This is a genomic window from Hymenobacter siberiensis, from assembly GCF_018967865.2.
Lineage (GTDB): Bacteria > Bacteroidota > Bacteroidia > Cytophagales > Hymenobacteraceae > Hymenobacter > Hymenobacter siberiensis.
This window is the reverse complement of sequence record NZ_JAHLZY020000001.1, coordinates 95452-117648: the sequence shown is the minus strand read 5'-3', so window position 1 is coordinate 117648 and position 22197 is coordinate 95452. Positions and strand designations below refer to the sequence as shown.

16 protein-coding genes are annotated in these 22197 nt (G+C 60.6%); 5 read left to right on the top strand and 11 right to left on the bottom strand.

The features are described from left to right. Nucleotides 1-31 precede the first annotated feature (31 nt). The 8 genes from mnmG to KQ659_RS00490 all read right to left on the bottom strand — a co-directional run bounded on the left by mnmG (nt 32) and on the right by KQ659_RS00490 (nt 9461). Nucleotides 32-1900, bottom strand: a complete 1869-nt coding sequence (gene mnmG / locus KQ659_RS00525; protein WP_216690459.1) for a tRNA uridine-5-carboxymethylaminomethyl(34) synthesis enzyme MnmG — start codon at nt 1898-1900, stop codon at nt 32-34. Nucleotides 1901-2181: 281 nt separating this feature from the next. Next, nucleotides 2182-2910: a GNAT family N-acetyltransferase gene (locus KQ659_RS00520; RefSeq protein WP_226929788.1), complete on the bottom strand. Its 729-nt coding sequence runs from the start codon at nt 2908-2910 to the stop codon at nt 2182-2184. A gap of 147 nt (nt 2911-3057) precedes the next feature. Next, nucleotides 3058-3555, bottom strand: a complete 498-nt coding sequence (gene ybeY, locus KQ659_RS00515; protein ID WP_216679292.1) for an rRNA maturation RNase YbeY — start codon at nt 3553-3555, stop codon at nt 3058-3060. Between the two features lie 16 nt (nt 3556-3571). Beyond that, nucleotides 3572-4018: an ATP-binding protein gene (locus KQ659_RS00510; RefSeq protein WP_216679293.1), complete on the bottom strand. Its 447-nt coding sequence runs from the start codon at nt 4016-4018 to the stop codon at nt 3572-3574. Nucleotides 4019-4180: 162 nt separating this feature from the next. After that, nucleotides 4181-7681, bottom strand: a complete 3501-nt coding sequence (locus tag KQ659_RS00505; protein WP_226915699.1) for a DUF4175 family protein — start codon at nt 7679-7681, stop codon at nt 4181-4183. Nucleotides 7682-7836: 155 nt separating this feature from the next. After that, entirely contained in the window at nt 7837-8607 is a 771-nt protein-coding gene (locus KQ659_RS00500) for an exodeoxyribonuclease III (RefSeq protein WP_216685621.1), read from the bottom strand. Nucleotides 8608-8658: 51 nt separating this feature from the next. Next, nucleotides 8659-9051: a hypothetical protein gene (locus KQ659_RS00495; protein ID WP_216679295.1), complete on the bottom strand. Its 393-nt coding sequence runs from the start codon at nt 9049-9051 to the stop codon at nt 8659-8661. Then, a complete protein-coding gene (locus tag KQ659_RS00490) occupies nt 9048-9461 on the bottom strand; it encodes a carboxymuconolactone decarboxylase family protein (protein ID WP_216679296.1) in 414 nt (137 codons plus the stop codon). Before KQ659_RS00490 ends, KQ659_RS00495 begins: the two co-directional genes overlap by 4 nt. A gap of 221 nt (nt 9462-9682) precedes the next feature. On the opposite strand from KQ659_RS00490, the gene KQ659_RS00485 reads away from it, so the two are divergent. Then, nucleotides 9683-10384: a ComF family protein gene (locus KQ659_RS00485; protein ID WP_216685622.1), complete on the top strand. Its 702-nt coding sequence runs from the start codon at nt 9683-9685 to the stop codon at nt 10382-10384. A gap of 165 nt (nt 10385-10549) precedes the next feature. Here the strand turns inward: KQ659_RS00485 and KQ659_RS00480 are convergent, their stop codons facing one another. From KQ659_RS00480 to KQ659_RS00470, 3 genes are all read right to left on the bottom strand, one after another. Continuing rightward, nucleotides 10550-11818 carry an SUMF1/EgtB/PvdO family nonheme iron enzyme gene (locus KQ659_RS00480; protein ID WP_216679298.1) on the bottom strand — a complete coding sequence of 423 codons (1269 nt, stop codon included), beginning with the start codon at nt 11816-11818 and terminating at the stop codon, nt 10550-10552. A gap of 69 nt (nt 11819-11887) precedes the next feature. After that, nucleotides 11888-12940 (bottom strand): PorP/SprF family type IX secretion system membrane protein, encoded by a 1053-nt coding sequence (locus tag KQ659_RS00475; RefSeq protein ID WP_216679299.1) that lies wholly within the window; start codon nt 12938-12940, stop codon nt 11888-11890. A gap of 91 nt (nt 12941-13031) precedes the next feature. After that, nucleotides 13032-14210, bottom strand: coding sequence for an OmpA family protein (locus KQ659_RS00470; protein ID WP_226930073.1), 1179 nt, complete (start codon nt 14208-14210; stop codon nt 13032-13034). 449 nt (nt 14211-14659) lie between these two features. On the opposite strand from KQ659_RS00470, the gene KQ659_RS00465 reads away from it, so the two are divergent. The 4 genes from KQ659_RS00465 (at nt 14660) to KQ659_RS00450 (ending at nt 21960) form a co-directional block, all read left to right on the top strand. Then, a complete protein-coding gene (locus KQ659_RS00465; RefSeq protein WP_216690461.1) occupies nt 14660-17686 on the top strand; it encodes an AsmA family protein in 3027 nt (1008 codons plus the stop codon). Nucleotides 17687-17916: 230 nt separating this feature from the next. Continuing rightward, nucleotides 17917-18930, top strand: coding sequence for an ABC transporter transmembrane domain-containing protein (locus KQ659_RS00460; RefSeq protein WP_226915700.1), 1014 nt, complete (start codon nt 17917-17919; stop codon nt 18928-18930). Next, nucleotides 18923-20287, top strand: coding sequence for an HlyD family secretion protein (locus KQ659_RS00455; protein ID WP_216679302.1), 1365 nt, complete (start codon nt 18923-18925; stop codon nt 20285-20287). The genes KQ659_RS00460 and KQ659_RS00455 overlap by 8 nt, the downstream gene beginning before the upstream one ends. Before the next feature lie 128 nt (nt 20288-20415). Next, nucleotides 20416-21960: a TolC family protein gene (locus tag KQ659_RS00450; RefSeq protein WP_216679303.1), complete on the top strand. Its 1545-nt coding sequence runs from the start codon at nt 20416-20418 to the stop codon at nt 21958-21960. The last annotated feature ends 237 nt before the right edge of the window (nt 21961-22197 follow it).

Here is a 22197-nt window from a genome sequence, read left to right as displayed (position 1 = left end):
TTAATTTTTAATTCTCAATTTTTAATTCATTTCACCTGCCAAGGTACACCATCAGCACCGACACGTCGGCCGGCGAGATGCCACTGATGCGCGAGGCCTGCCCGATGGTTTCGGGCTGAATCTTGAGCAGCTTTTCGCGGGCCTCGTGCGAGAGGGCGGGCATGGCGCGGTAGTCGAGCCGGCCCTGAATCACGAAGTTTTCCAGCTCCTGCATGCGCTCGGCCTGCTGCTGCTCCTTCAGCAGGTAGGTTTCGTATTTGATGTTGATGATGGCCTGCTCCAGCGCCTCGGCATCGTAAGCGGCCAGCGCTTCGTCGAGGGCGGGCAGGGCGCGGCGCAGGTCGGCCAGCTCCACGTTGGGGCGGCGCAGCAGGTTCACGGCGCGGGTTTTCTCTTGGATTTCGGCCGAGCTCAGCTCCGTTAGCAGCGGGTTGATTTCGGCCGGCTCGATGGCGAATTTCTGGAACAGCACGCCAATTTCGGCCGTCTGGCCTTCCTTCATCCGCACGCGCTCCAGGCGCTCATCCGAAGCCAGGCCCAGCTCGTGGCCCAGGGGCGTGAGGCGTAGGTCGGCGTTGTCCTGGCGCAGCAGAATGCGGTGCTCGGCGCGGCTCGTGAACATGCGGTAGGGCTCGTCGGTGCCTTTGTTCACCAAGTCATCAATGAGCACGCCAATGTAGGCCTCGCTCCTTTTGAGCACGAACGGCTGCTTGCCGTGCACTTTGTTGTGTGCGTTGATGCCAGCCATCAGGCCCTGGCAGGCGGCTTCCTCGTAGCCCGTGGTGCCGTTAATCTGGCCCGCGAAGTAGAGGCCGGCAATCAGCTTGGTTTCGAGCGTGGGCGCCAGCTGGGTGGGCGGGAAAAAGTCGTATTCGATGGCATAGCCGGGGCGGAACATCTTGGCATTTTCGAAGCCCGCGATTTCGCGTAGGGCGCGATACTGCACGTCCTCGGGCAGCGAGCTGCTGAAGCCGTTCACGTAGCATTCCACGGTGCTCCAGCCCTCGGGCTCCACAAAAATCTGGTGCCGGTCCTTGTCGGCGAAGCGGTTGATTTTGTCCTCTACGCTGGGGCAGTAGCGCGGCCCCAGGCCCTTGATGCGGCCCTGGAACATGGGCGACTTCTCGAAACCCTCGCGCAGGATGTCGTGCACCCGCTCGTTGGTGTAGGTGATGTAGCAGGGGCGCTGATTGACCAGACGCGGCGTGTCGAGGTAGGAGAATTTACTGGGTGCTTTGTCGCCGCCCTGGGCTTCCATTTTCGAGTAGTCAAGGCTGCGGCCGTCCACGCGAGGCGGGGTACCGGTTTTCATGCGGCCGGCCTCGAAACCCAGCTCCACCAGCTGCTCGGTGATACCGCGGCTGCCCTTCTCAGCCGCCCGGCCACCGCCGAAATTCTTCTCCCCGATATGAATAAGGCCGTTCAGGAACGTGCCGTTCGTGAGCACCACCGACTTGCCGCGAAACTCGATGCCGAGGGCGGTTTTCACGCCCACGCAGGTATCATTTTCCACCACGATGCCGGTCACAGCTTCCTGCCAGAAATCGACGTTGGCGATGCCTTCCAGGGTCAGGCGCCAGGCTTCGGCGAAGCGCATGCGGTCGCTTTGCGCGCGCGGGCTCCACATGGCGGGGCCTTTCGAGCGGTTCAGCATCCGGAACTGAATCATGGTCTGGTCGGTGATGATGCCCGACTGGCCGCCCAGCGCGTCGATTTCGCGCACAATCTGGCCCTTGGCCACGCCGCCCATGGCCGGGTTGCACGACATCTGGGCGATGGTGTTCATGTTCATCGTCACCAGCAGCACTTTCGAGCCGAGGTTGGCGGCAGCGGCGGCGGCTTCGCAGCCGGCGTGGCCCGCGCCCACTACAATGACGTCGTAATCTTCTTGCTGAAACATAGGCGCGCGAAGTCTCGCGAAGTTTAAAATGGGAGTCTCGCCAAGGCGATAGAAGTAAGAACCAAGCTTTGCGAAACTTGATTTCAACTTGGCGAAACCTGGCGCGAAAAAATGCCGCGCGGCGTTGATAGCTACAAAATTACGCAATCCATGCCCGGCCGTCATCGTCACCTGCAACGAAATGGGCATTTGAACGAGCAGGGTGCGGGGCTTGCCCCCGCCCGTCGTCGGACGGTTTGCGGCTGAATCGTGCACCGACGGGCGGGGGCAAGCCCCGCACCCTACTCGTTCAGACCCTGCAAATCCTCGGGCAGCCACTCGGCAAAAAGCTCGGCCGAATTGGCCTGCACCGCTTCCCGGGAATAAGGCAGCCACTGGCCGCCGATGCTGTCGAAAACTTCCGTGGCCGCCGCGCAGGCGAAGAGCTTGTAGTCGAATTTGGGGTAGTCGTGCACCAGGTAGCCGGGGTAGTAGTAGTCGAAATGGAGCCGGCGGCCGTAGTCGGTTTTCAGCAGCAGCAGGTACTTGCCGAGGCTGTGCTTGTGATACGCGGGGTCGTAGAAATTGAGGATGCCGGCGAAGGTGCGCTCGCCGTAGTCGAGCACGCCGGCGGCAATAAGCTTGCCCTCATCGCGCAGCTCGATAATCTGGGTGTTGAAGACGTTGTGGGCGGCCCCGCCCAGCAGCACGGCCTCAATGGTGGGCGCGGCATCGAAGGTAATGGCGGCGCGGTATCGGGCGTACAGCTCCTCGTATTCGTCGGTGAGGCGAAACGGGCGGATGGTGGCGGCAAAGCGGGCATTGCGGCGCAGCAGGCGGCGCTGCTCGGGGCCCCACGCCACGCGGGCCAGGTCGAGGCGCAGCCAGTGGGCGGTGTAGAGGCGGCCATCGAAGGGCACAAACTGGCAGGTGAAGAGGTCCTGCTGCATGCGGTAATATCCCTGGGCTAGGTAGAAATCCAGCGCATCGCCCCGGATGACGGGGAATTCAGCAGAAGAAGAGGCGGCCATAACAAATGGTCAGATGAAGCAGACACAACGGGTAGAGACGCATCCTTGCGTCTCGTCGTTGAACGGCTCCGCCAAGCGGTGGCTGTACGAGCCGTTCAACGACGAGACGCAAGGATGCGTCTCTACCCGTTCTTAAATCAGAAAACACTAGAAGCTGCGCAGTGCCAGGCAGTAGTCTTCCTTGGCGCGCATGGCGGTCTGGCTCAGCAGGTCCTTGTCATGGTAGCCAAGCAAGTGCAGCACGCCATGAATCATGACGCGGTGCAGCTCGTCGCGGAACGGGATGCCGAGGTCCTGAGCATTGTCGCGTACGCGCTCTATGCTGATGAAGATATCGCCTTCGAGGATATCTGCGTCATCGGAGTTATCGAAAGTGATGACGTCCGTGAGCGTATCGTGGGCCAGGTACTCCACGTTGAGGCGGTGCAGGTAGTCGTCGGAGCAGAAGATGTAGGTGAGCTGCACAATGCGGTGCTCGTGTACCTTGGCTACGCGCTCAATCCACTCCAGCAGGCTTTCGGCGTCGGAGAGCTCAAAATCGGGGGCATCTTCCACCATGAACTCGACGCCCGGAGCCTCGTGGTGCAGCTCGCCAGGCGGGAAGTTTTCGTTGTGGGGCGGGCCCAGCGGCGGGGTGCTGTTCATGCGGAATCAGGCGGCTTTAGGCGGCGAGGTGGTCGGCGGCGGCGGCTTCGTCGGCAGGTGCGGGTGCCAGCTGGAACGTGAGCAGCAGGCAGCGGCCTTCCTTGCTGAACTCCACCTCATCGGCAAGGTGGCGAATGAGGAAGATGCCGCGACCACCCGGGTTCTCCAGGTTTTCAGGGGCCGTGGGGTCATCGAGGTTATCGTAGTTGAAGCCCGTGCCTTCGTCCTCAATCTCGAACTTGAGCTGCTGCGGCTCCACGTAGAGCGATAGGTAGACGTTTTTGTCCTTGTCGAACTTATTGCCGTGGCGAATAGCATTGTTCACTGCTTCGGTCACGGCCACCATAATGTTGCCGTAGATATCGTCCTCAATCTGAAAGGTATCCTTGGAATTATCGATGAAGCTTTCAACGACGCGGATATTCTCAACAAGCGACGGAATCTGAATTTTTACCTGCTTCATAGGGTGGTTTGATGGGAAGAGCGGTAGCTCTTTGGGGCGGTAAAAATAGTCTTTTAAAGGCAAAGCACCGCAACTATTTCTGCGACTCCATCGGGCGTGGTTCTAACAGTACACTAATTGGTTAACGAAACCGCCGCCCGCTTGGATAGGAAGCCGCTCGGATTATTTGATTTTCTGGAAATATTCCCCCACTTCGCGCTCATAATACGGCGTGAGGTTCGGGGGTGTACTACGTAGCAATTCGGTCTGGCGTTCCTTACTAACTCGGTATTTATCGAACGCTGGCGGGAAAACCGGGGGCTTGTACTGAGCCGCCTGCGCCTCCCGCTTGGTGTCCTGGTCGCGCTCGCGGGCCGATTTTTCCACTTCTAGCAAGCGGGTAAGAATCTGCTGCTGGCGCATCATCGTCTCCTCGGTAAGGCGCTTGTTCACGAGGTCGGTTTCGGTTTGCTCCATCATTTTTTTGAGGTCGCCGGTGCCGCCCGCGCCCTGGTCGCCTTTGCCGTCCTTGCCGTTCGGGTTGTTCTGGCTGCCATCCTTGCCCTGGCCCTGCGAGCCACCGGGCTTGCCGCCCTGCTGCAATTTGTCGAGCTGCTGCATGGCCTGGCGCAGCATCTGCTGCTGGCCGGCCAGCCGGGCCAACTCCTGCGACATTTCGCGGCCCGACTTGCCCGATTTCGACAGCTGCTGAATCTGCTCATTGAGCTGCTGCTGCATCTTGCCCATGTTGCCAGGGCCGGGCTTGCTGCCTTGGCCCTGCCCTTTGCCTTTGCCCTTTTTCTTGCCGGGCTTGCCCTGGCCGTCTTTGGGCTGGCCTTTGCCGGCCTGGGCCTCCTGCTGCATCTGTTGCAGGGAGCTTTGCAGCATCAGGGCCAGGTTGTTCATGCTGGTCATGGCCTGCTGCTCGGTGGCGGTGGCGCGGCCCAAATCGCGCTGCTGAATGTGGGTGAGCGACTCGTCCATGCGGCCGTTCATCTCGCCCACCTCCCGCGTTACGAAGCTCTGAATCTTGGGCTCCTTCTTGGCCAGTGCATACAGCGAATCCTGAATGATTTTGGCATCGTCGCGCAGCTTACGCTGGGTCTGGCCCAACTGCACGAAGCGCGGGTCGGACTGGTCAACTTTGCGAAATTCCTTCATCAGTCCTTCCTGGTCGAAGCTGAGGGTGAGTAGATTATCAAGGATATCGCGCAGGTCTTCGATGTTCTGCTGGGCCTGGTCGCTCTCCTCCTCGCTCATCTGGTCGCGCATTTTCTGCGCCATCTTCTTCATGCGGGAGGCGGCGCTTTTCTGTTTTCCGGCTGCCTTTTTGTTTTGGTTTTTGCTCAGGCTCTGCTGGCTTTCCTGCATGTCCTGGTCGGTCTGCTCCTGGTCGGGCTTCTGCTCGTCCATGCCGTTCTGGTTGTCGAGCTCCTTGTCCATCTGCTTCAGGTCCTGCAGCTCCTTTTTCAGGTCTTCAAACTCCTTCTGGTTCTGGGCCTGCTCCTGTTTCAGCTGCTCCTGCTTGGCTTTTTGTTCCTGGTTCGAGAGCTTGTTATCGGGGTTTTCCTTGTCATTCTGGTCGGTTTTTTCGGCCAGTTTTTCTTCCTGCTTGGCCAGCTCGTCGAGCTTGTTGGCGGTTTCTTCAGCCTTTTGCTCCAGCTGCAATTGCTTGAACATTTCGAGGGCGCGGTCAAGCTCCTTTTGCAGGGTATCTTCCTTTTTTTCGAGCTGTTGCAGTAGCTTCTGCATCTCGGCGTCGGGCTGCTTCTGCTCCTCCAGCAGCTTGCGTAGCTTCTCGTAGAGCTTCTTGGTTTCGGGGTTGAGGAGGTCGTTCATCAGCTTTTTCAGCTCCTCAGCCTTCTTGGCCAGCTCCTCGCTTTTGGGGCTGGCCTGGTCCTGCTTCTGTTGCAGCTGCTCGAACATCTTCTGCATCTGCTCCATCTGCTGGTTCAGCTGGTTTTTCTGGTCCAGCATGTTTTCCAGCTGCTTGCGGTCCTGAAAGCTCAGGTCACGCTTGGTTTTCAGCTTGTCCTGGGTTTTGACCAGCTCGCGCTCCAGCTTCTCGCTTTGCTTGGCGGCCTGGCTCATCTGGCTGGCCACGGACTCGGCCTGCGCCTTCATCTCCTGGCGCAGCTCACGGCGGCTGGGCAGGCGGAACTCGGCCGGGCGGGTGCGGGTGGCTTTGGGGCCGTGCACGCCGTCGTTGTCCCAGGCTTCCACAAAGTATTCGAGGCGGTCGCCGGGTTGCAGGTTCAGCGCGTTCAGGTTCCAGGTGTAGGCGTAGGTGCCGGCGCTCTCGCGGGGCAGGCCCAGCGGCGTAGCACCCTGGCGGCTGGGGGCCGAATTCGGCCCCTGTCCGGCGCGGCGTAACGCGTAGTGCAGCTCCAGGCGGGTCAGGCCGTAGTCGTCGCGCACGGTGCCGCCCAGCGCCAGGAAGCGCCGCGTCACGGTATCCGAAAAAGCTTCCAGCGTGAGCGAGGGCGGCAAGTCGGGCACGGCCGTGAGCTGATAGGAAATGGGGTCGCGGTTGAGGCTGGCCGGGTTTTTCAGGCGCAGCAAATAGGGCTGCGAGCGCAGGATGCGCCGCGTGGCCGTGAAGGTGCCGTCGTCGCCGCTGGCAGCCAGGGTTTCGTCGGGGTTCTGGAAAACCAGCGCCAGCTCATCGGTAGCGGCGGTGGCAAATTCCCAACGCACCGTGCTGCCCTCGGGCACCGTCAGGTTGCCGCCGTTCTCGATGGTTTCGGCCGCCTTGCCGGTGTAGGGCGGGTAGGTTATGCTGACTTTGAAGTCGCGCAGATTGGGCCGCTCCAGCACCGTGAGCTGGTATTCGGGCGAAGTAAACCCCGCCCCTTTCAGCTGAAAGCTCACGTCGCCCTGCGGCTGCTCGAAGGTGTAGCGGAACGCATCGCCGCGCCCGGCCACTTTGCTCAGCCGCCGCTCGCCACCATCCATCGCGATGCTGACCTCGGCCGGCAAAGCTGCCCCCGCCACGCCCACGTCCAGCGTAAAATCCTCGCCCCGAAACGCCGTCAGCTTCGCATTCTTAATCAAAAACTGAAACGGCGCGGGCGGCGAATAGGCGCGCTTGTAGTGCCAGATGCGCTCCGTGCCCTGCACCAGAAAACTGGGATAAAAGGCCAGCAGCGCCAGCAGCACTGCCGCCGGAATGGCCGCGTACTTCCACAGCGGCTTGCTCTGCTGCTGAATGTTGATGCCCTCGGCAAACGAATACTGGCCGAACTGCGCGGCGCGCTGCTCCAAGCTGGCGGCAATCAGGGCATTGTCGCGGGCCTGGCCCTGCAGCTGCAGGGCATTCACCAACCGGTCCTGCACTTCGGGAAAAAGCTCGCCTACGCGGCGGGCGGCCTGCTCGTCGCTCAGCAGCCGGCGCAGGTTGGTGAGGGCGGCCACCGGCGTCCAAATCCAGCGCACGAAGCTGTAGACCGTGAGGCCGATGAAGCCGAACAGCAGCCCGGCCCGCACCACCGTGGGCAGGTACAGGAAGTATTCGAGCCCGTTGAAGATCACGAAAAACGTGAGCAGCAGCCCACCGGCCACCAGCAATCCACGCACCAGCAGGTTCAGGTAAAACTTGCGCTTGAAGGCCTCCAGCTCCGTCCGTACCCGCGCCAGGGCGGGGTATTGGCCTGCCGCAGCGCCGCGCTCCATCAACATCGCCATAAATCAGGTCTTAGTCGGGAAAGATACATCTGAAACGGGGCGCTTGGTTCGTTTTTGGTGAGGTGTGAAATGGTGAGGTGGTGAGTTTGACGTTCTAAATGCGCCATTTGCGCCGTCGAAACATCAAACTCACCATCTCATCACCATTTCACACCTCACTGTACTTCCACCCACACCGGGCAGTGGTCCGAATGCACCACGTCGGGCAACAGACCCGCGCCGGTCAGGCGGGGTTGCAAAGCTGCGTCGGCCAGCCAATGGTCGAGGCGCCAGCCTACGTTGCGGCCGCGCGAGCCGGCCCGGTAGCTCCACCAGGAGTAGTGCCCCACGGCCTCGCCGTGGTGGTGGCGGAAGGTATCGACCAGCCCATCGGCCAGAAAATCCTTAAACCACTGCCGCTCCTCGGGCGTGTAGCCGGGGCTGTTCTGGTTGGCCTTGGGATTGTGCAGGTCGATGGCCGTCTGGCAGCAGTTGAAATCGCCGCCGATGAGCAATGGTGGCGTGCTGCCATCGGCTCGTAGCTTGGCCACATAATTGCGAAAAAAGTGCAGCCATTCCACCTTGAAGGCCTGCCGCTCCGGTCCGCTGGTACCCGAGGGCATGTAGGTGTTCAGCACCGATACCTGCTCGAAATCGAGCCGCAATACGCGGCCCTCATCGTCATAACAGCTCTGCCCGCAGCCATGAATGACGGCCTTAGGCTCCATTTTCGAGAACGTGGCTACGCCGCTGTAGCCCGGCTTCTGGGCCGGGTGCAGGTAGGCGTGGTAGCCCAGCTTTTCAAAGCCGGAAACATCCATAGCCTCGCGGCTGGCCTTTATTTCCTGGAGGCACAGTACGTCGGGCGCAGCTTCGGCCACCCAGTCCAGCAGGCCTTTGCTGAGGGCTGAGCGCAGGCCATTGACGTTGTAGGAAACGATTTTCATTCAATTGTATGGGATTAACACAGCACGACGTTCAACTGGCTCAAGAACTAATTACAAGTCATCGCCCGGGTCCAGTGCGAAATACTCCAGTGCGTGCCACTTCAGCATGCGCTCCTGCTCCTTCAGGTTGGCGAAGGGCACGGGGCGTAGCAGCTTGTAGTGGGGCCAGCCGTCGGCGTCTACGTGCGTTTGCTCGTAGTGGCCGCTGAGGCTGAAGAGGCGGCATGTAGCGATGTGCATCAGGTCCTGCTTTTCCTCCTTGGTGAAGGTGGCGATGCCCTGGTTCAGCTCCTGAATGCCGATGAGCAGCAGCAGGGCATTGAGGTCGGGGCGCTTGTCGAAGCGAGCTTCCATTTCCACCATCAGTGTTTCCCAGCGGGCCTCAAAATCGGCTTCGGCCTCGGGGTGCTCGGCGGGAGCGGCGTGGTTCAGGTCGTCGCTCATACGGTAGGCTGGCCGTCGTGGGCGGCTTTGTGGGCGGCGAGGGCTTCGCCATCGTGCGCACCGACACCCGCTTCCGATTTCAGAATTTCCCAGTACTCCACCGCGCGGCGGAAGTGCGGAATCACGATGCTGCCGCCGATGATGTTGGCGATGGCGAATATCTCGTAAATCTCTTCGTCGGTGAGCTTCTCCTCGAAGCATTTGCCCACGTGGTACTTGATGCAATCATCGCAGCGCAGCACCATGGAGCAGGCCAGGCCCAGCATTTCCTTGGTTTTCACGTCGAGCGCGCCAGCCGCGTAAGTGTTGGTGTCGAGGTTGAAAAACCGCTTGATGACCTTGTTATCGGCCGCCAGGATGGTGGCATTCATCCGCTGGCGGTACTCGTTGAATTCGGTTACTTGGGACATTTTAGTTGGATATTCTGAGAAAAAAGAACGGTCATGCAGAACGTAGCGCAGCGGAGTGAAGCATCTTGCCCGCCACCACTAATTCCTGTCGATTGGATTACTGCCTGCGGGCAAGATGCTTCGCTACGCTCTGCATGACGGGCTTACAGTGAATGACGTCGTACTATCGGCTACATTGCTTCTCCAAAATTACTTCCAAACCCTTCCCCCACTCTACCACCATGCTCCGCACCCTGTGGCAGGACTTCGTCGGCCTCATCTACCCGCGCCTGTGCCTGGCCTGCCGCGAGCCCCTCGTGACCGGCGAAAACCATCTCTGCACCGGCTGCCGGGCCGAGCTGCCCTATACCGACTACCACCTGCTGCCGCCCGACCAGAACCCATTGGGCCGCCGCTTCTGGGGCAAGCTGCCCATCCGCCACGCTCTGAGCTACCTGCGCTTTGTGCGCCACGGCCGGGTGCAGCACCTGTTGCACGAGCTTAAGTACCAGGGCCAGCGCGACGTGGGCACCGCTCTGGGCCAACTCTACGGGGCCGAGCTGCTCGCGGCGGGCCTGGCCACCGATTTCGACCTTATTATTCCCGTGCCGCTGCATCCGCGCAAGCTGGCCAAGCGCGGCTACAATCAGGCTGCTGCCTTCGCCACCGGCCTGGCCGAGGGCCTGAAAGTGCCGGCTGCCAACACCGCCCTGCGCCGCAATACCAACACCAAAACGCAAACCAAAAAGAACCGCGCCCAACGCTGGGCAAACGTGGCCACGGTGTTTGAAGTCGAGAATCCAGCGTCGATTATCGGCCGCCGCATCCTCATCGTTGATGATGTGCTTACCACGGGCGCTACCCTCGAAGCCTGCGGCGCGGTGCTGCTGGCTGCCGGCGCGGCCGAAGTCAGCATCGCGGCCATTGCCTGTGCGGACCGCTAAGACCACGGATTAGTACAGATTTTAGCGGATTTCACGGATTTTGTGGACGGCGGTAGTAGGCTGTTTTACTGATATTTAGGCAACAAAAAAGGCTTGCCAGATGGCAAGCCTTTTTTGTTCGGGCGACGTTCACAAAATCCGTGAAATCCGCTAAAATCCGTGGTCTTACTTGTTGCTGCCGGCGTTAATCATCGCGCAACGGAAACCGATGGTAGCCGTGGCCGAATCCTCGGCCATGAAGCGGCGCGTACCGGGCGAGAGCCAGTAGGCCACATCGCGCCACGAACCGCCTTTGTACACGCGCACATGGTCGTCAATCAGCGACTGATAGCCTTTCTTGTCGTACTTGTCGGCCGGGTCACCCACGCCGTTGCGGCGGAAGGGGTTCAGGTCTTCCACGTCCTGGAACGAGAGGGGGCGGTACACGTCCTGCACCCACTCGTTCACGTTGCCGGCCATGTTGTAGAGGCCGTAGTCGTTGGGCGGGTAGGCGTACACCTGCTCGGTAATCATGGCGCCGTCGTTCAGGCTACCGGCGATGCCGGCGTAGTCACCCCGGCCCCGCTTGAAGTTAGCCAGAAACTGGCCCTGCTTGCGGCCGTAGGCATTGCGGGTCGATTTGCCATCCCAGGGGTAAATGCGCTTCTCCTCCTGGTTCTCGTTGCCCACTTCCTGGGTGCCGATGAGGGCCTGAGCGGCGTACTCCCACTCGGCCTCGGTGGGGAGGCGGTAGTTGGGCAGCGTGTTGCCTTTTTCGATGGAAGCTCCACCTTTGCCGTCGCTCAGCGCACCAGCGGCACTGGCAGTGCCTTCGGCACCGGCAGCAGCACCTTTGTCTTTTTTCTTTCCAAACAGACCGCCTTTGCCCGATTTGCTGTCGCCACCGGAGGCCAGACGCTCGTTCACCTTGGCGGTACGCCAGGTGCAGTAGTCATCGGCCTGTAGCCAGCTCACGCCCACCACGGGGAAGAAGCGGAAGCCGGGGTAACGCAGGTAGTAGGTCACGTAGGGGTCGTTGAACGACAGGTCGCGCGCCCAAACGGTGGTATCGGGCAGGGCCGACTTATAGAACTCTTCCGCTGAGTCGGTGCGGATGAAGTGCAGGTATTCGAGCCAGTGAATGTTGGCTACTTCGGCTTCGTCCATGTAGAATGAGGCGATGGTCACCGTGCGCTCGATGTTGTCGTGCGACATGGTTACGTCTTCCTCCCCCGAACCCAGTACCGTGCGGCCGCCTTCGATAAACACGAGGCCGGGGCCTTCGGGAATTTTCTTGAAATTGGCAACTGCCATGCCCTTCTCCGTATTGTATTCGATACCCGTCGTAGAGGAATATTTACCGGGGTTTGTGGCTGAGGCCGGACCCTTCTTGCTACAGCCGGCGAGGGCTACTGCGCCCACCAAGACTAAGCGTAGATAATTATTTAATTTCATAACAAAGTTAAAATCCGTATGGGTGAGGAGGGGTTAGCAAGCGCAATTAGGACGCAATAATACAAAATATTAAAATACCGGGCAAGGGGCCGCCGGGTAAACACTCCTTTTTAGGCGACGATGGGCATTTTCCAATCGGTCAAACGCCCGCAGCGCCAGCGTCACCTCATGGGCACCGCCCAAATCGGCACTTAGGCGGCTCAGGCCCACGTCGTAGCTGTAGCCCAGGCGCAGGCCACCGGCCTGAATGCCCGCCACTACGGCCAGTACGTGTTGGGGGCTAACGCTACCGGGTAGCGAAATATTGCGATACACCGCGCCGAGTGTCACGGGTGAGGCCGTGAGGTACACGCCGGTCTCGATGCGCTGCGAGCCGCCCTGGCGCGTGTAGGCCGCCACCGGCGTGTAGCTGACCTCGCGGGTGGCCACTCCCGCCCCGGGCTTGATAACGAATAACTTATAGCCGCCGGAGATGCTCAGCGAGAGCGGTAGCTGGCTTTGCTGGCGAAAGCCCAGGCTGGGCTGGTTGAGGTGCTGCCCGGCCAGGCTGAGCCAGCCCTGCTCGGAATAAACCACCACGCCGGTGCCCACGCTGAAATAGTTGACGGGCGCAAAGTCCAGGGCTTCGGCCGAGGGGCCGCCCACGCTGCCGTCTTCCCGAATCTGGTCGCCGAACACGAAATTGTCATATCCCACGCGCTGCCGGCCGTAGCTGGCGCGCAGGCCGCCGCTCAGGGCAATGGTTTTGGTGAGGCGGGTGTGGTAGGCGTAGAGGCCGCCGATTTCGAGGCGGGTGTAGCCCACCGCGCCGGTGCGGTCCTGGTTGAGGAGCAGGCCGAGGGCGTGGTGCTGCCCGGGCGAGTTGGTGCGCAGGTCGGCCGCGAGCTGGGTGCTCACGAAGGAGCCCGCCAGGCTGGGAAACTGGTTACGGTAGCTCAGCGTGACGCTGTAATCATCGACCAGGCCTGTGAAAGCCGGGTTGGTGTGCAGCCGGGTGGCAAAGGGCTGTGAAAAAAAGACATCCTGCGCGTGGGCGCCACTGGTGGCACCCGCAGCCAGCAGCCCGGCCAGCAATGCGGGGCGTATCAGCTTGCTAAACAACAGGTAAGGAGGCTCTGGCATACGAAACGGCATAACGCCAGGCTGGCGCGAATTAGTGCACCGACCTGGCGAAGATACGTCCCGGCCCCGCGAAGGCCGGAATGGCAGGAGCTCATTTCTGCAGCACTTTCACGCTCAGGCGGCGGTTCATGGCGCGGCCTTCCTCAGTGGCATTGGAGGAGATGGAGTAGTTGGGGCCGTAGCCGCGGGCGTCGAGGCGGGTGGCGCTGATGCCCATCTCGACCAGGCTGGCCCAGGCCGTGCGGGCACGGGCTTCACTCAATTCTTTGTTTACCTTGTCGTTGCCCGTATCGTCGGTGTAGCCACCGAGTTTGATGCGGGCTTTGGGGTAGGCGCGCAGCAGCTTGGCGATGTTGCGCAACTGGCTGATAGACTCGGGCGTGAGCGTGGCCTTGCCGGCTTCAAAATATACCCGGTCAAAATTGTACCAGCCCCGGGTCAGGTCCACGGAGTCGACCTGCACCTGCGGGTTGCTCAGGAAGCGGAACAGGTAGCTTTCGGTGGAATTGGCTCCCACGTTCGAGATGGCTCCGCTGCCGGGCAGCTTTAGGGTGGTAGGCTGGCCGGTTTCGTATAAGTAGTTGCCGGTTTTGGCATCAAAATGACCCGGCACGATGGGGTCAGCCACGCGGGTAGCTGGGCGGCGGGCAGGGTAGCGGCTGTAGCGCGGGTACCGTTCCGTGGCGGGGGCTGCAGCTGCTGCCGGGGTAGTGGGAGCGGGAGCTGGCGCCAAAGCGGCCGGCATGGGCGGGGCTGCAGCTGGCGCGGGCACTGGGGCGGCCTTGCTCGTGGCGTGGCTGGCGGTGGGCTTGGTGCTGGCCGCAGCGGGTGCAGGGCGCGGGGCACCGCTGAGGGTGGATACCAGTACGGGGCCGCCTATTACGGCTTCATCGGCTAGGGCCAGCGTGGGGGCGCTGGGGGCGTTGTTGCGGCTGCTGGCTTTGCCGGGTGCATCGCTGAGCTTGTTCAGCGTGACGGTGAAGTTGGTGGTTTTGCCGGTTTCGAGGAAAATATTCTCGACCGTCTGCGGGCGGTAGCCGCCCTCGCCCACCCGTATCAGGTACGGGCCGCCCACCATGAGATTGGCGACCATGAAGCGGCCGGCCGCATCGGTAGCGGCGGCGTGGCGCACGCCGGACGGCAGGTGGATGACGGTGATGGCCGCGCCCGGCAGGGGGGCCTGCGAATCGGATTGCACGCTGCCCATCAGGCTCATGGCCGGATTTTGGGCTTGGGCGGGCTGGGCCGCTCCCAGTAGCCACCCCAGCACGACCAAAGGAATAGCTGGTAAAAAACGCTTTATATGAATGCAGAAATAGGGGCGTAAAACCATGGTCAGAAAAAGCAAGGTTTTGGTATATAAGTAGATAGATGGGCAATGGCCGGCTGCTGGCTTTATTCGAGCAGTTTGAATAGGTGCCTGACACCAAATAGATGCCCAAATTATTCACCCTAGGCCAAAGATAGTGCAGAAATTGCTGTAGAATAATTAGATAATTATTTATGAATAATCTAATCTAATAATTTCACTTTTTTGATAGGAGAGCCTAAATAGTTGGTCTTGGTGAAGGACGAACCGAGTGGCATCGCCGCCAAATGTTGAGCCTATCGCCGTTATTACCGCTCGATTAAAACGGGCCGCTCGTCGATTTTGCCTCAAATTGTGGCACATCCAGCGTTTTACCTTTGTTGGAATTCATTCATCTAAAAGCACTTGCTATGCGAAAGATTTTGTTGGGGTTGCTGGCCTTGGTTGTCGTGCTGGTGGTGGCGGCCATTGCTGCTCCGTTTCTGTTTAAAGACAAGCTGCGGGCCGTGGCCGATAAGCAGATTGCGCAGCGCGTGCGGGCCAAGGTGCTCTACAATCCGGCCGATATTGACGTGAGCGTGTTTCATTCCTTTCCGGATTTGACGCTGGATATCAAGAACCTGCGCATAATTGGGCTTGACTCGTTCAGCCGCGATACGCTGGCCTACCTGCCCAGCCTGCGCGTGGGCCTGGACGTGATGACGGTAATAAGGGGCCAGGAAATCAAGATTAATAACGTGGAGCTGGAGCAGCCCGACCTGAGCCTGCGCCGCCTGAAAAGCGGCCTGGCCAACTGGGATATGATAATTTCGGACTCGGCCGCCGCGGCCAAGGGCCAGGATACCAGCCAGGTGAGCTTGGCCATTAAGAAGTGGAAGCTGACCGATGGCCACCTGCGTTACGAGGACCTGACCCTGCCCTTCCGCATGGAGGCCCGGGGCGTGAACCACACCGGCAGCGGCGACTTCGCTAGCAACGTGTTCGACATGACTTCGCAGACCACCGCCACCGACCTCGACATGAGTTACAACAACGTGGCGTACGTGACGGATAAGAAGCTAGACGCCGATGTGACCCTGAACATGGACCTGAACAAGAGCCTGTATACGTTCAAGGATAATAAATTTAAGCTCAACGACTTCCCGTTCAGCTTCGCGGGTGCCATTGGGTTGCCCAATGCCACGGACATTACCTACGACATTACCTTCAAGGCGCTGGAAACGGATTTCAAAACCCTGCTCAGCCTGGTGCCGGGCGCTTATACCGACAAGTTTAAGAACATTGAAACCAGCGGCAAAGTGGCGTTTGACGGCTTTGCCAAGGGCGTGCAGAATGCCGACCACCTGCCCGGCTACGGCGTGAACCTGACCGTGACCAACGGCCAGTTCAAGTACCCCGAGCTGCCCCAGGCGGCCAAAAACATCAACCTGACCATGAAGGTGGACAACCCCACGGGCGTGACCAATGACGTGAAAATCAACATCCCGAAGTTCCACCTCGACCTCGGCCCCGACCCGATTGATGGCAATATGGCCATTGATGGGCTGAACCCGATGAAGGTGGACGGCCGCGTGAAGGCCAACGTGAACCTTCAGGAGGCCCTGAAAGTGTACCCGGTGAAGGATTTGGCCATGCGCGGGCAGTTTTTTGTGGACGGCACGGCCAAGGGCATCTACTCGAAAACGCAGATGCCGGTGGTGAACGCGGCCATTCGACTGGCCAACGGCTACGTGAAATCGGCCCGGTTTCCGGCCCCGATTGAGAACATTAACCTGAGCGGTACGGTGGTGAACACCACGGGCCAGGTGAACGATACCCAGATAAACCTGCCGCAGTTTAAGATGGTGCTGGAAGGCGAGCCGCTGGAAGGCCGCCTGAGCGCGCACAATATCGACAAGCCGGTATTTGACGCCAACGTGCGCGGCACGGTGGATTTGACCAAAATCACGAAGATTTTCCCCTTGAAAGGCATGACCGTGACGGGCCGCGTGGCCGGCGACATTGCCGCCAAGGGCAACATGGCCGACGTGGATGCCGGCCGCTACCAGAACGTGGTGGCCAGCGGCACGGTGCGGGCCAGCAACGTGACCTACAAGAGCAAGGACCTACCGCAGGGTGTGAAAATCAGCAGCGGCACGGCTATCTTCAACAACAACCAGATTGCGCTGCAAGGCGTGAACGGCGTGGCCGGTAGCTCCGACTTTGCGGCGTCGGGCACCATCAGCAACTACCTGGGCTACCTCTTCACGCCGGGGCAGTCGCTGAAAGGCAACCTGACGGTGAACTCGCGCAATTTCAACGTGAACGAGTGGATGGTGGATGAGGTATCGGCCAAGCCCACGGCCACCGGCGGCGCGGCCCCGGCCAAGGCCAACGGCGTGCTGCAGATTCCGAAATTCTTCGATTTGGTGCTGAACAGCCACGTCGACAACGTGACCTACGACAACCTGAAGCTGACCGACGCCAAGGGTATTGTGACGGTGAAAGACCAGACGGCGACGCTCAAAAACCTCACGTTTAATACGTTGGGGGGCAGCTTTGGCACCACGGGCAGCTACAGTAGCAAGGATTTGGCGCACCCGAAATTTGACTTCGGCCTGAAAATCAATAACCTGAGCTTTCAGAAAGCCTTTTCGGCCTTCAACACCATTAAGACGCTGGTGCCGCTGGCCAGCCAGGTGGAGGGCATCTTCGGCACCACGTTCAACGTGAGCGGCGAGATGGGACCGGATATGTTCCCGAACCTGGCCACGCTCACGGGCAAGGGCGTGTTCGACGTGGTGCGGGCCGCCATCAACCAATCGGAGGTGATGACCAAAATTGCCAGTCTGACCACCCTGCCCGAGCTGAAAACCCTGCTGGTGGTGGACAAGAAAATCCAGGCTAACATCGTGGATGGCAACCTAGTGGTGCAACCCTTCGACCTGACCATCGGCGACGTGAAGATGAACATCGGCGGCTCGAACAGCCTGGCGGGAGTGCTCTCGTACGTCACGTCCCTGAACGTGCCCACCGGCAAGCTGGGCACGGCCATGAGCAGCCAGCTCACGCGCCTCACGGGCGTGAGCAACATTCAGGGCACCGACCGCGTGACGCTGGGCCTCAACATTGGCGGCACCGTGAGCAGCCCGGTGGTGAAGCTGACCAGCGGCAGCATGAAGGACCAGGGCAAAACCCTGGTGCAAAACGTGGCCAAGCAAAAAGCCCTCGACCTGCTGGGCGTCAAGCCCCGCGTCGTGAGCAAGGAGGACAGCGTGCGCCGCGCCGGCCAGACGCCCGAGGAGGCCGCCTCCCAAGCCGCCAAAGACAAGCAGCAGCAGCGCATCGACGCGGCCAACAAGGCCCGGGAGCAATTATCGAAGGGCTTCAACAGCCTGTTCAACAAGCCGAAGCCCAAGCCCAAGCCGGTGGAGCCCGCCGATACTACCAAAAAATAAAGCGGTTGGAATACGCACTAAAAAGCCGCCTCGAAATGATTGTGAGGCGGCTTTTTGGTGCGCGGTGAAGGGCGGGAGGCGAAATTAAAGCGGCATTAATGACTGGTTAAAAGGGTATTAATTTGGCGAAAACCCATAACAAAGATATTGAAACGCTAATTTAAGGAATGAATTTTGCAGCCCCGGTCTCCGGGCTGCGCGCACGTACTTCCACTTTTTTACCCCTCTTAATGGCTTCACATGCTGGTGCTTTTCCGCCGCCCACGCCGTGGCAACGGCTGATGCGGATGCTCGATACCGAGCGCAATACGATTCGCCACATCATTTGGTACGCCGTGGTGGCGGGCGTCGTCAGTCTGTCGCTGCCGCTGGGCACGCAGGCCGTTTTCAACCTGGTTTCGACGGGGGCCGTGTTCGGCTCGACCTACCTGCTCATTGCCGTGGTGGTGGGCGGGGTGCTGCTGGCCAGCGTGCTGCTTATCGGGCAGCTCACCATGGTGGAGGCCATTGAGCAGCGCCTGTTTGCCAAGGCGGCCATTGAGTTTGCCTACCGCCTGCCGCGCATCAAGCCCGAAGCCCTGGAAGGCCAGAACCCGCAGGAGCTGGTGAACCGTTTTTTCGACGTGCTCACGGTGCAGAAGGGCCTCACCAAGCTGCTGATTGACCTGATGTTTGCGGGCATGCAAATCCTGTTTGGGGTGCTGGTGCTGGCATTCTATCATCCCATTTTTATTGCCCTGGGTTTGTTCACCATCATTGCCCTCCTCCTCATTTATGCCCTGAACTACCGGGGCGCGCTGCGCACCAGCATTGCCGAATCGGCCTACAAATACGAGCTGGTGGATTGGCTGGAGCAAGTGGCCGGCCGCCTGCCCGAAGTGCGCGCCAGCCACGCCCAGCAAGACGAGGCCCTGACCCGGGCCGACGAGCTGACCGCCAGCTACCTGCACGCCCGCAATGCCCACTTTCATGTGCTGAAGACGTATTACGGCTACGCCACAGCCCTGCGCACGGTACTCACGGCGGGGCTGCTGGTGGCGGGCACGCTGTTCGTGGTATCGCGCCAGATGACGCTGGGCCAGTTTGTGGCCGCCGAGGTCCTCATCGTCCAAATCAGCGGCTCGATTGAGAAGCTGATGACGGGCGTGGGCACCATTTTCGATATTCTGACGGGGGTGGAAAAAATGGCGGCCGTCACCGACCTGCCCCTCGACCTTCAACACGCTCCTATCGGTCATGCTTAATCTTTCAAACCAGCACGTACCCGAAGAAGTTTGGGAAAAGGTGCCTCGGCAGTCGCGCCCCGAGCTGCTGCGTACCAATGGCAGCCGCCGGCTGAGCCGCATCCTGCTGGTGGTAGGCATCCTGTTTCTGATTGCGCTGTTTCTGCCCTGGCGGCAGACGATTTACGGCGCGGGCTCGCTCACGGCCCTCACCCCGCAGGACCGCCCCCAGAACGTGCAGAACCAGATTGCCGGCCGCATCGAGCACTGGAACGTGCGCGAGGGCCAGCTGGTGCGCAAGGGCGATACGCTGCTCACCATCTCCGAAATAAAGGATGAATACTTCGACCCCAACCTGCCCGAGCGCCTGAGCGAGCAGCTGGCCGCCAAGCGCGGCAACGTGGCCGCCAACACCGCCAAAATTAATGCCACCAACCAGCAGCTGGCCGCGCTGCGCACCACCCTGGAAGTGCAGCTATCATCGGCTCGCAACCGTGTGGAGCAGGCTGAAAACACCCTGGCCAGCGACCGCGCCGACCTTGTGGCCGTGCAGAATTTCTACCAGACCAGCCAGGCCCGCCTGGTTCGCTACGAGGACGGCTACAAAAACGGTCTGTTCTCGCTCACTGACATTGAAACCCGCCGCCTGAAGCTGCAGGAAGACCTAGCCAAGGTGACGGCCCAGCGCAACAAGCTGGCCAGCAGTCAGCAAAGCCTGGCCAACGCCAGCATCGAACTATCGAACCTGCGCGCCAAATACGGCCAGGACCTGGCCAAAACGATGTCGGACCGTAGCTCGGCCGTGTCGAGCCAGGCCAGCTCGGAGGGCGAAGTGGCCGCGCTACGCAACAAAATCGGCAACGTGATGGTCCGGCGCGGCCTATACGTGGTGCGGGCGCCCCAGACGGGCTACATCGTGCGGGCCCTGAAGGCCGGCATCGGCGAGACTATTAAGGAGGGCGAATCCATTGCCACGCTGCAGCCCGACTCGCCGCTGCTGGCGGCCGAGATGTACGTGCGGGCCATGGATGTGCCGCTCATTCAGCATGGACGGCAGGTGCGGCTGCAATTTGATGGCTGGCCGGCCATTCAGTTTTCGGGCTGGCCCTCGGCGGCCGTGGGCACGTTCGGCGGCTTCGTATCGGTGATTGACGTGGTGAGCAGCGGCGGCGGCAAGTACCGCCTGCTGGTGCGCCCCGCCCAGCCCCAGGCCGGCGACAAGCGTTGGCCGCGTCAGCTGCGCCTGGGTTCGGGCGTGCAGGGCTGGGTCATTCTTGATTCGGTGCCCGTATGGTACGAAATCTGGCGGCAGCTCAACGGCTTCCCCCCTACGCTGGACACCGAGCCCGACGTGACGCCGGTGAAAGGCGGGAAGTAACCTCACTCCTTACCCCCAGAGCCGTTAGGTTCTCATGTTAGCCCCCTCTCCACGGGAGCGGGGGCTAGGGGCCGTGCCCGGTAGGGGTGAGGTGAACCGGTCGCGCAATACGAATTCTATAAATCAAGATGTTATCATTCATATCCAACAGGCTTTCCCAACCCCAACGCAGTAGCCGCTGGCTGCTTTGGCTGCTGCTGGCCGCCTGCACTACCCCGGCCTTCGCCCAAACCCCTGCCCTGCCCGAACGCCGCGCGGGGCTGGAAAAAGCACCCCTGCAAACCACGCAGCTGAGCATTGCTGCGCCCGGCGATACGGCGCGGGTATTCTCGCTGCAAAACCTGGCCGACCTGGTATTTGCCAACCATCCCATCGTGAAGCAGGCGGCCCTGCTCAGCGACGAGGCCCGCAGTCAGGTGCTGCAGGCCCGGGGCGGCTTCGACCCCAAGCTGGGGGCCGATTTCTACCGCAAGCAGTTTGGCGGCACCGACTACTACAACAACTGGGGCAACGAGCTGAAAATCCCGCTCTGGCCCGGCGGCATCGACCTGAAAGCCAGCTACGACCGTTACGTGGGCACCTACGTAAATCCCGAAAGCCGCACTTCCGGCCAAGGCTTGGCTGGTATCGGCCTATCGGTACCTATCGGGGCGGGGCTGCTGATTGACGCCCGCCGCAGCACCCTGCGCCAGGCCCGCGTGCTGCAAGGCGCTGCCGAAGCCGAACGCGTGAAGCAGATAAACGAAGTGTGGCTGCAGGCCGCCAAAGACTACTGGAACTGGTACTACACCTTCCGGCAGGCCGCCCTTATTGAGGAAGGCGTGGCACTAGCCGACCGGCGCTTCCAGGGTACCGTCCGCCGCGCCCAGATTGGCGACCAGGCCCCCATCGACTCGGTAGAGGCCCAGATTACTGTGCAGGACCGCCAGGTGCAGGCCGAGCAGCTGCGCGTAGACCTGCAAAACGCCCGCCTCATCCTCTCCAACCACCTCTGGACGCCCGCCGGCCAGCCCGCCGAGCTGCCCGCCTACGCTATTCCCCAGGTACCATCGCTCGACAGTGTGAGCCGCGCCGAGCTGGCCCGCCTCGCCGATTTTGCCGCCGCCCAGCACCCCACGCTGCGCAAGCTCGAAGCCAAAATCAGCCAGCTGGGCATTGAGGAGCGGTACCGCCGCGAAATGCTGAAGCCCAAGCTCAACGTGAGCGGCGTGCTGCTGAGCCAGGGTAATTTTTACCAGTCGGAAGTGCCCGCCGCCTACAATTTCGGCCGCGACAACTATAAGGTGGGCGTCGATTTTGCCTTTCCGCTGTTCCTGCGCGCCGAGCGCGGCAAGCTGCAATACACCCGTATTCAGTTGAAGGAAGTCGCCCTGGAGCGCCAGCAGAGCCAGCGCACCATCGTCACGCAGGTCAACACTGTGTTCAATACCCTACGGGCCTACGAGCGCCAGCTGGCCCTGCAAGCCCAAACCATTGCCAACCAGCGCCTTTTGTTGCAAGCCGAGCTGCAGAAGTTTGAGCTGGGCGAAAGCACCATCTTCCTCATCAACGCCCGCGAAACCAAGCTTATCGACCTGCGCATTAAGCAGGAAAGCCTGCGGGCCAGCTACGAGAAGTCGCGGGCCGAGCTGTACTACTACGCCGGTATGCAGTCGCTGGCGGCGGCACGGTAGGCAGGCGGCGGGCACGCCATCCAGAATCGAATTTATTGGTTTTACAGTTTTTGTTGGGAATAGGCAATCAGCCTGTCAGGATACCAGAAGGGTACCGACAGGCTTTTCAGGCATTGGGCATCAGGTAGTAAAGGCTGGTAAGTGAGCCTGATAAGCAGGATGAGGAAACTTTGGTCGTATTATTGAAGTATACGCTTCGCTAACCTGATTGTTAGCTTAATAATTGCATTAATTCAA

Coding starts and splice junctions, on each gene's coding strand:
- KQ659_RS00480 (WP_216679298.1), bottom strand. CDS start 11,818: ATGAAATTAAATAATTATCTACGCTTAGTCTTGGTGGGCGCAGTAGCC.
- KQ659_RS00500 (WP_216685621.1), bottom strand. CDS start 8,607: ATGAAAATCGTTTCCTACAACGTCAATGGCCTGCGCTCAGCCCTCAGC.
- mnmG (WP_216690459.1), bottom strand. CDS start 1,900: ATGTTTCAGCAAGAAGATTACGACGTCATTGTAGTGGGCGCGGGCCAC.
- KQ659_RS00455 (WP_216679302.1), top strand. CDS start 18,923: ATGCTTAATCTTTCAAACCAGCACGTACCCGAAGAAGTTTGGGAAAAG.
- KQ659_RS00510 (WP_216679293.1), bottom strand. CDS start 4,018: ATGAAGCAGGTAAAAATTCAGATTCCGTCGCTTGTTGAGAATATCCGC.
- KQ659_RS00520 (WP_226929788.1), bottom strand. CDS start 2,910: ATGGCCGCCTCTTCTTCTGCTGAATTCCCCGTCATCCGGGGCGATGCG.
- KQ659_RS00505 (WP_226915699.1), bottom strand. CDS start 7,681: ATGGCGATGTTGATGGAGCGCGGCGCTGCGGCAGGCCAATACCCCGCC.
- KQ659_RS00495 (WP_216679295.1), bottom strand. CDS start 9,051: ATGAGCGACGACCTGAACCACGCCGCTCCCGCCGAGCACCCCGAGGCC.
- KQ659_RS00460 (WP_226915700.1), top strand. CDS start 17,917: ATGGCTTCACATGCTGGTGCTTTTCCGCCGCCCACGCCGTGGCAACGG.
- KQ659_RS00490 (WP_216679296.1), bottom strand. CDS start 9,461: ATGTCCCAAGTAACCGAATTCAACGAGTACCGCCAGCGGATGAATGCC.
- KQ659_RS00450 (WP_216679303.1), top strand. CDS start 20,416: ATGTTATCATTCATATCCAACAGGCTTTCCCAACCCCAACGCAGTAGC.
- KQ659_RS00485 (WP_216685622.1), top strand. CDS start 9,683: ATGCTCCGCACCCTGTGGCAGGACTTCGTCGGCCTCATCTACCCGCGC.
- ybeY (WP_216679292.1), bottom strand. CDS start 3,555: ATGAACAGCACCCCGCCGCTGGGCCCGCCCCACAACGAAAACTTCCCG.
- KQ659_RS00465 (WP_216690461.1), top strand. CDS start 14,660: ATGCGAAAGATTTTGTTGGGGTTGCTGGCCTTGGTTGTCGTGCTGGTG.
- KQ659_RS00475 (WP_216679299.1), bottom strand. CDS start 12,940: ATGCCAGAGCCTCCTTACCTGTTGTTTAGCAAGCTGATACGCCCCGCA.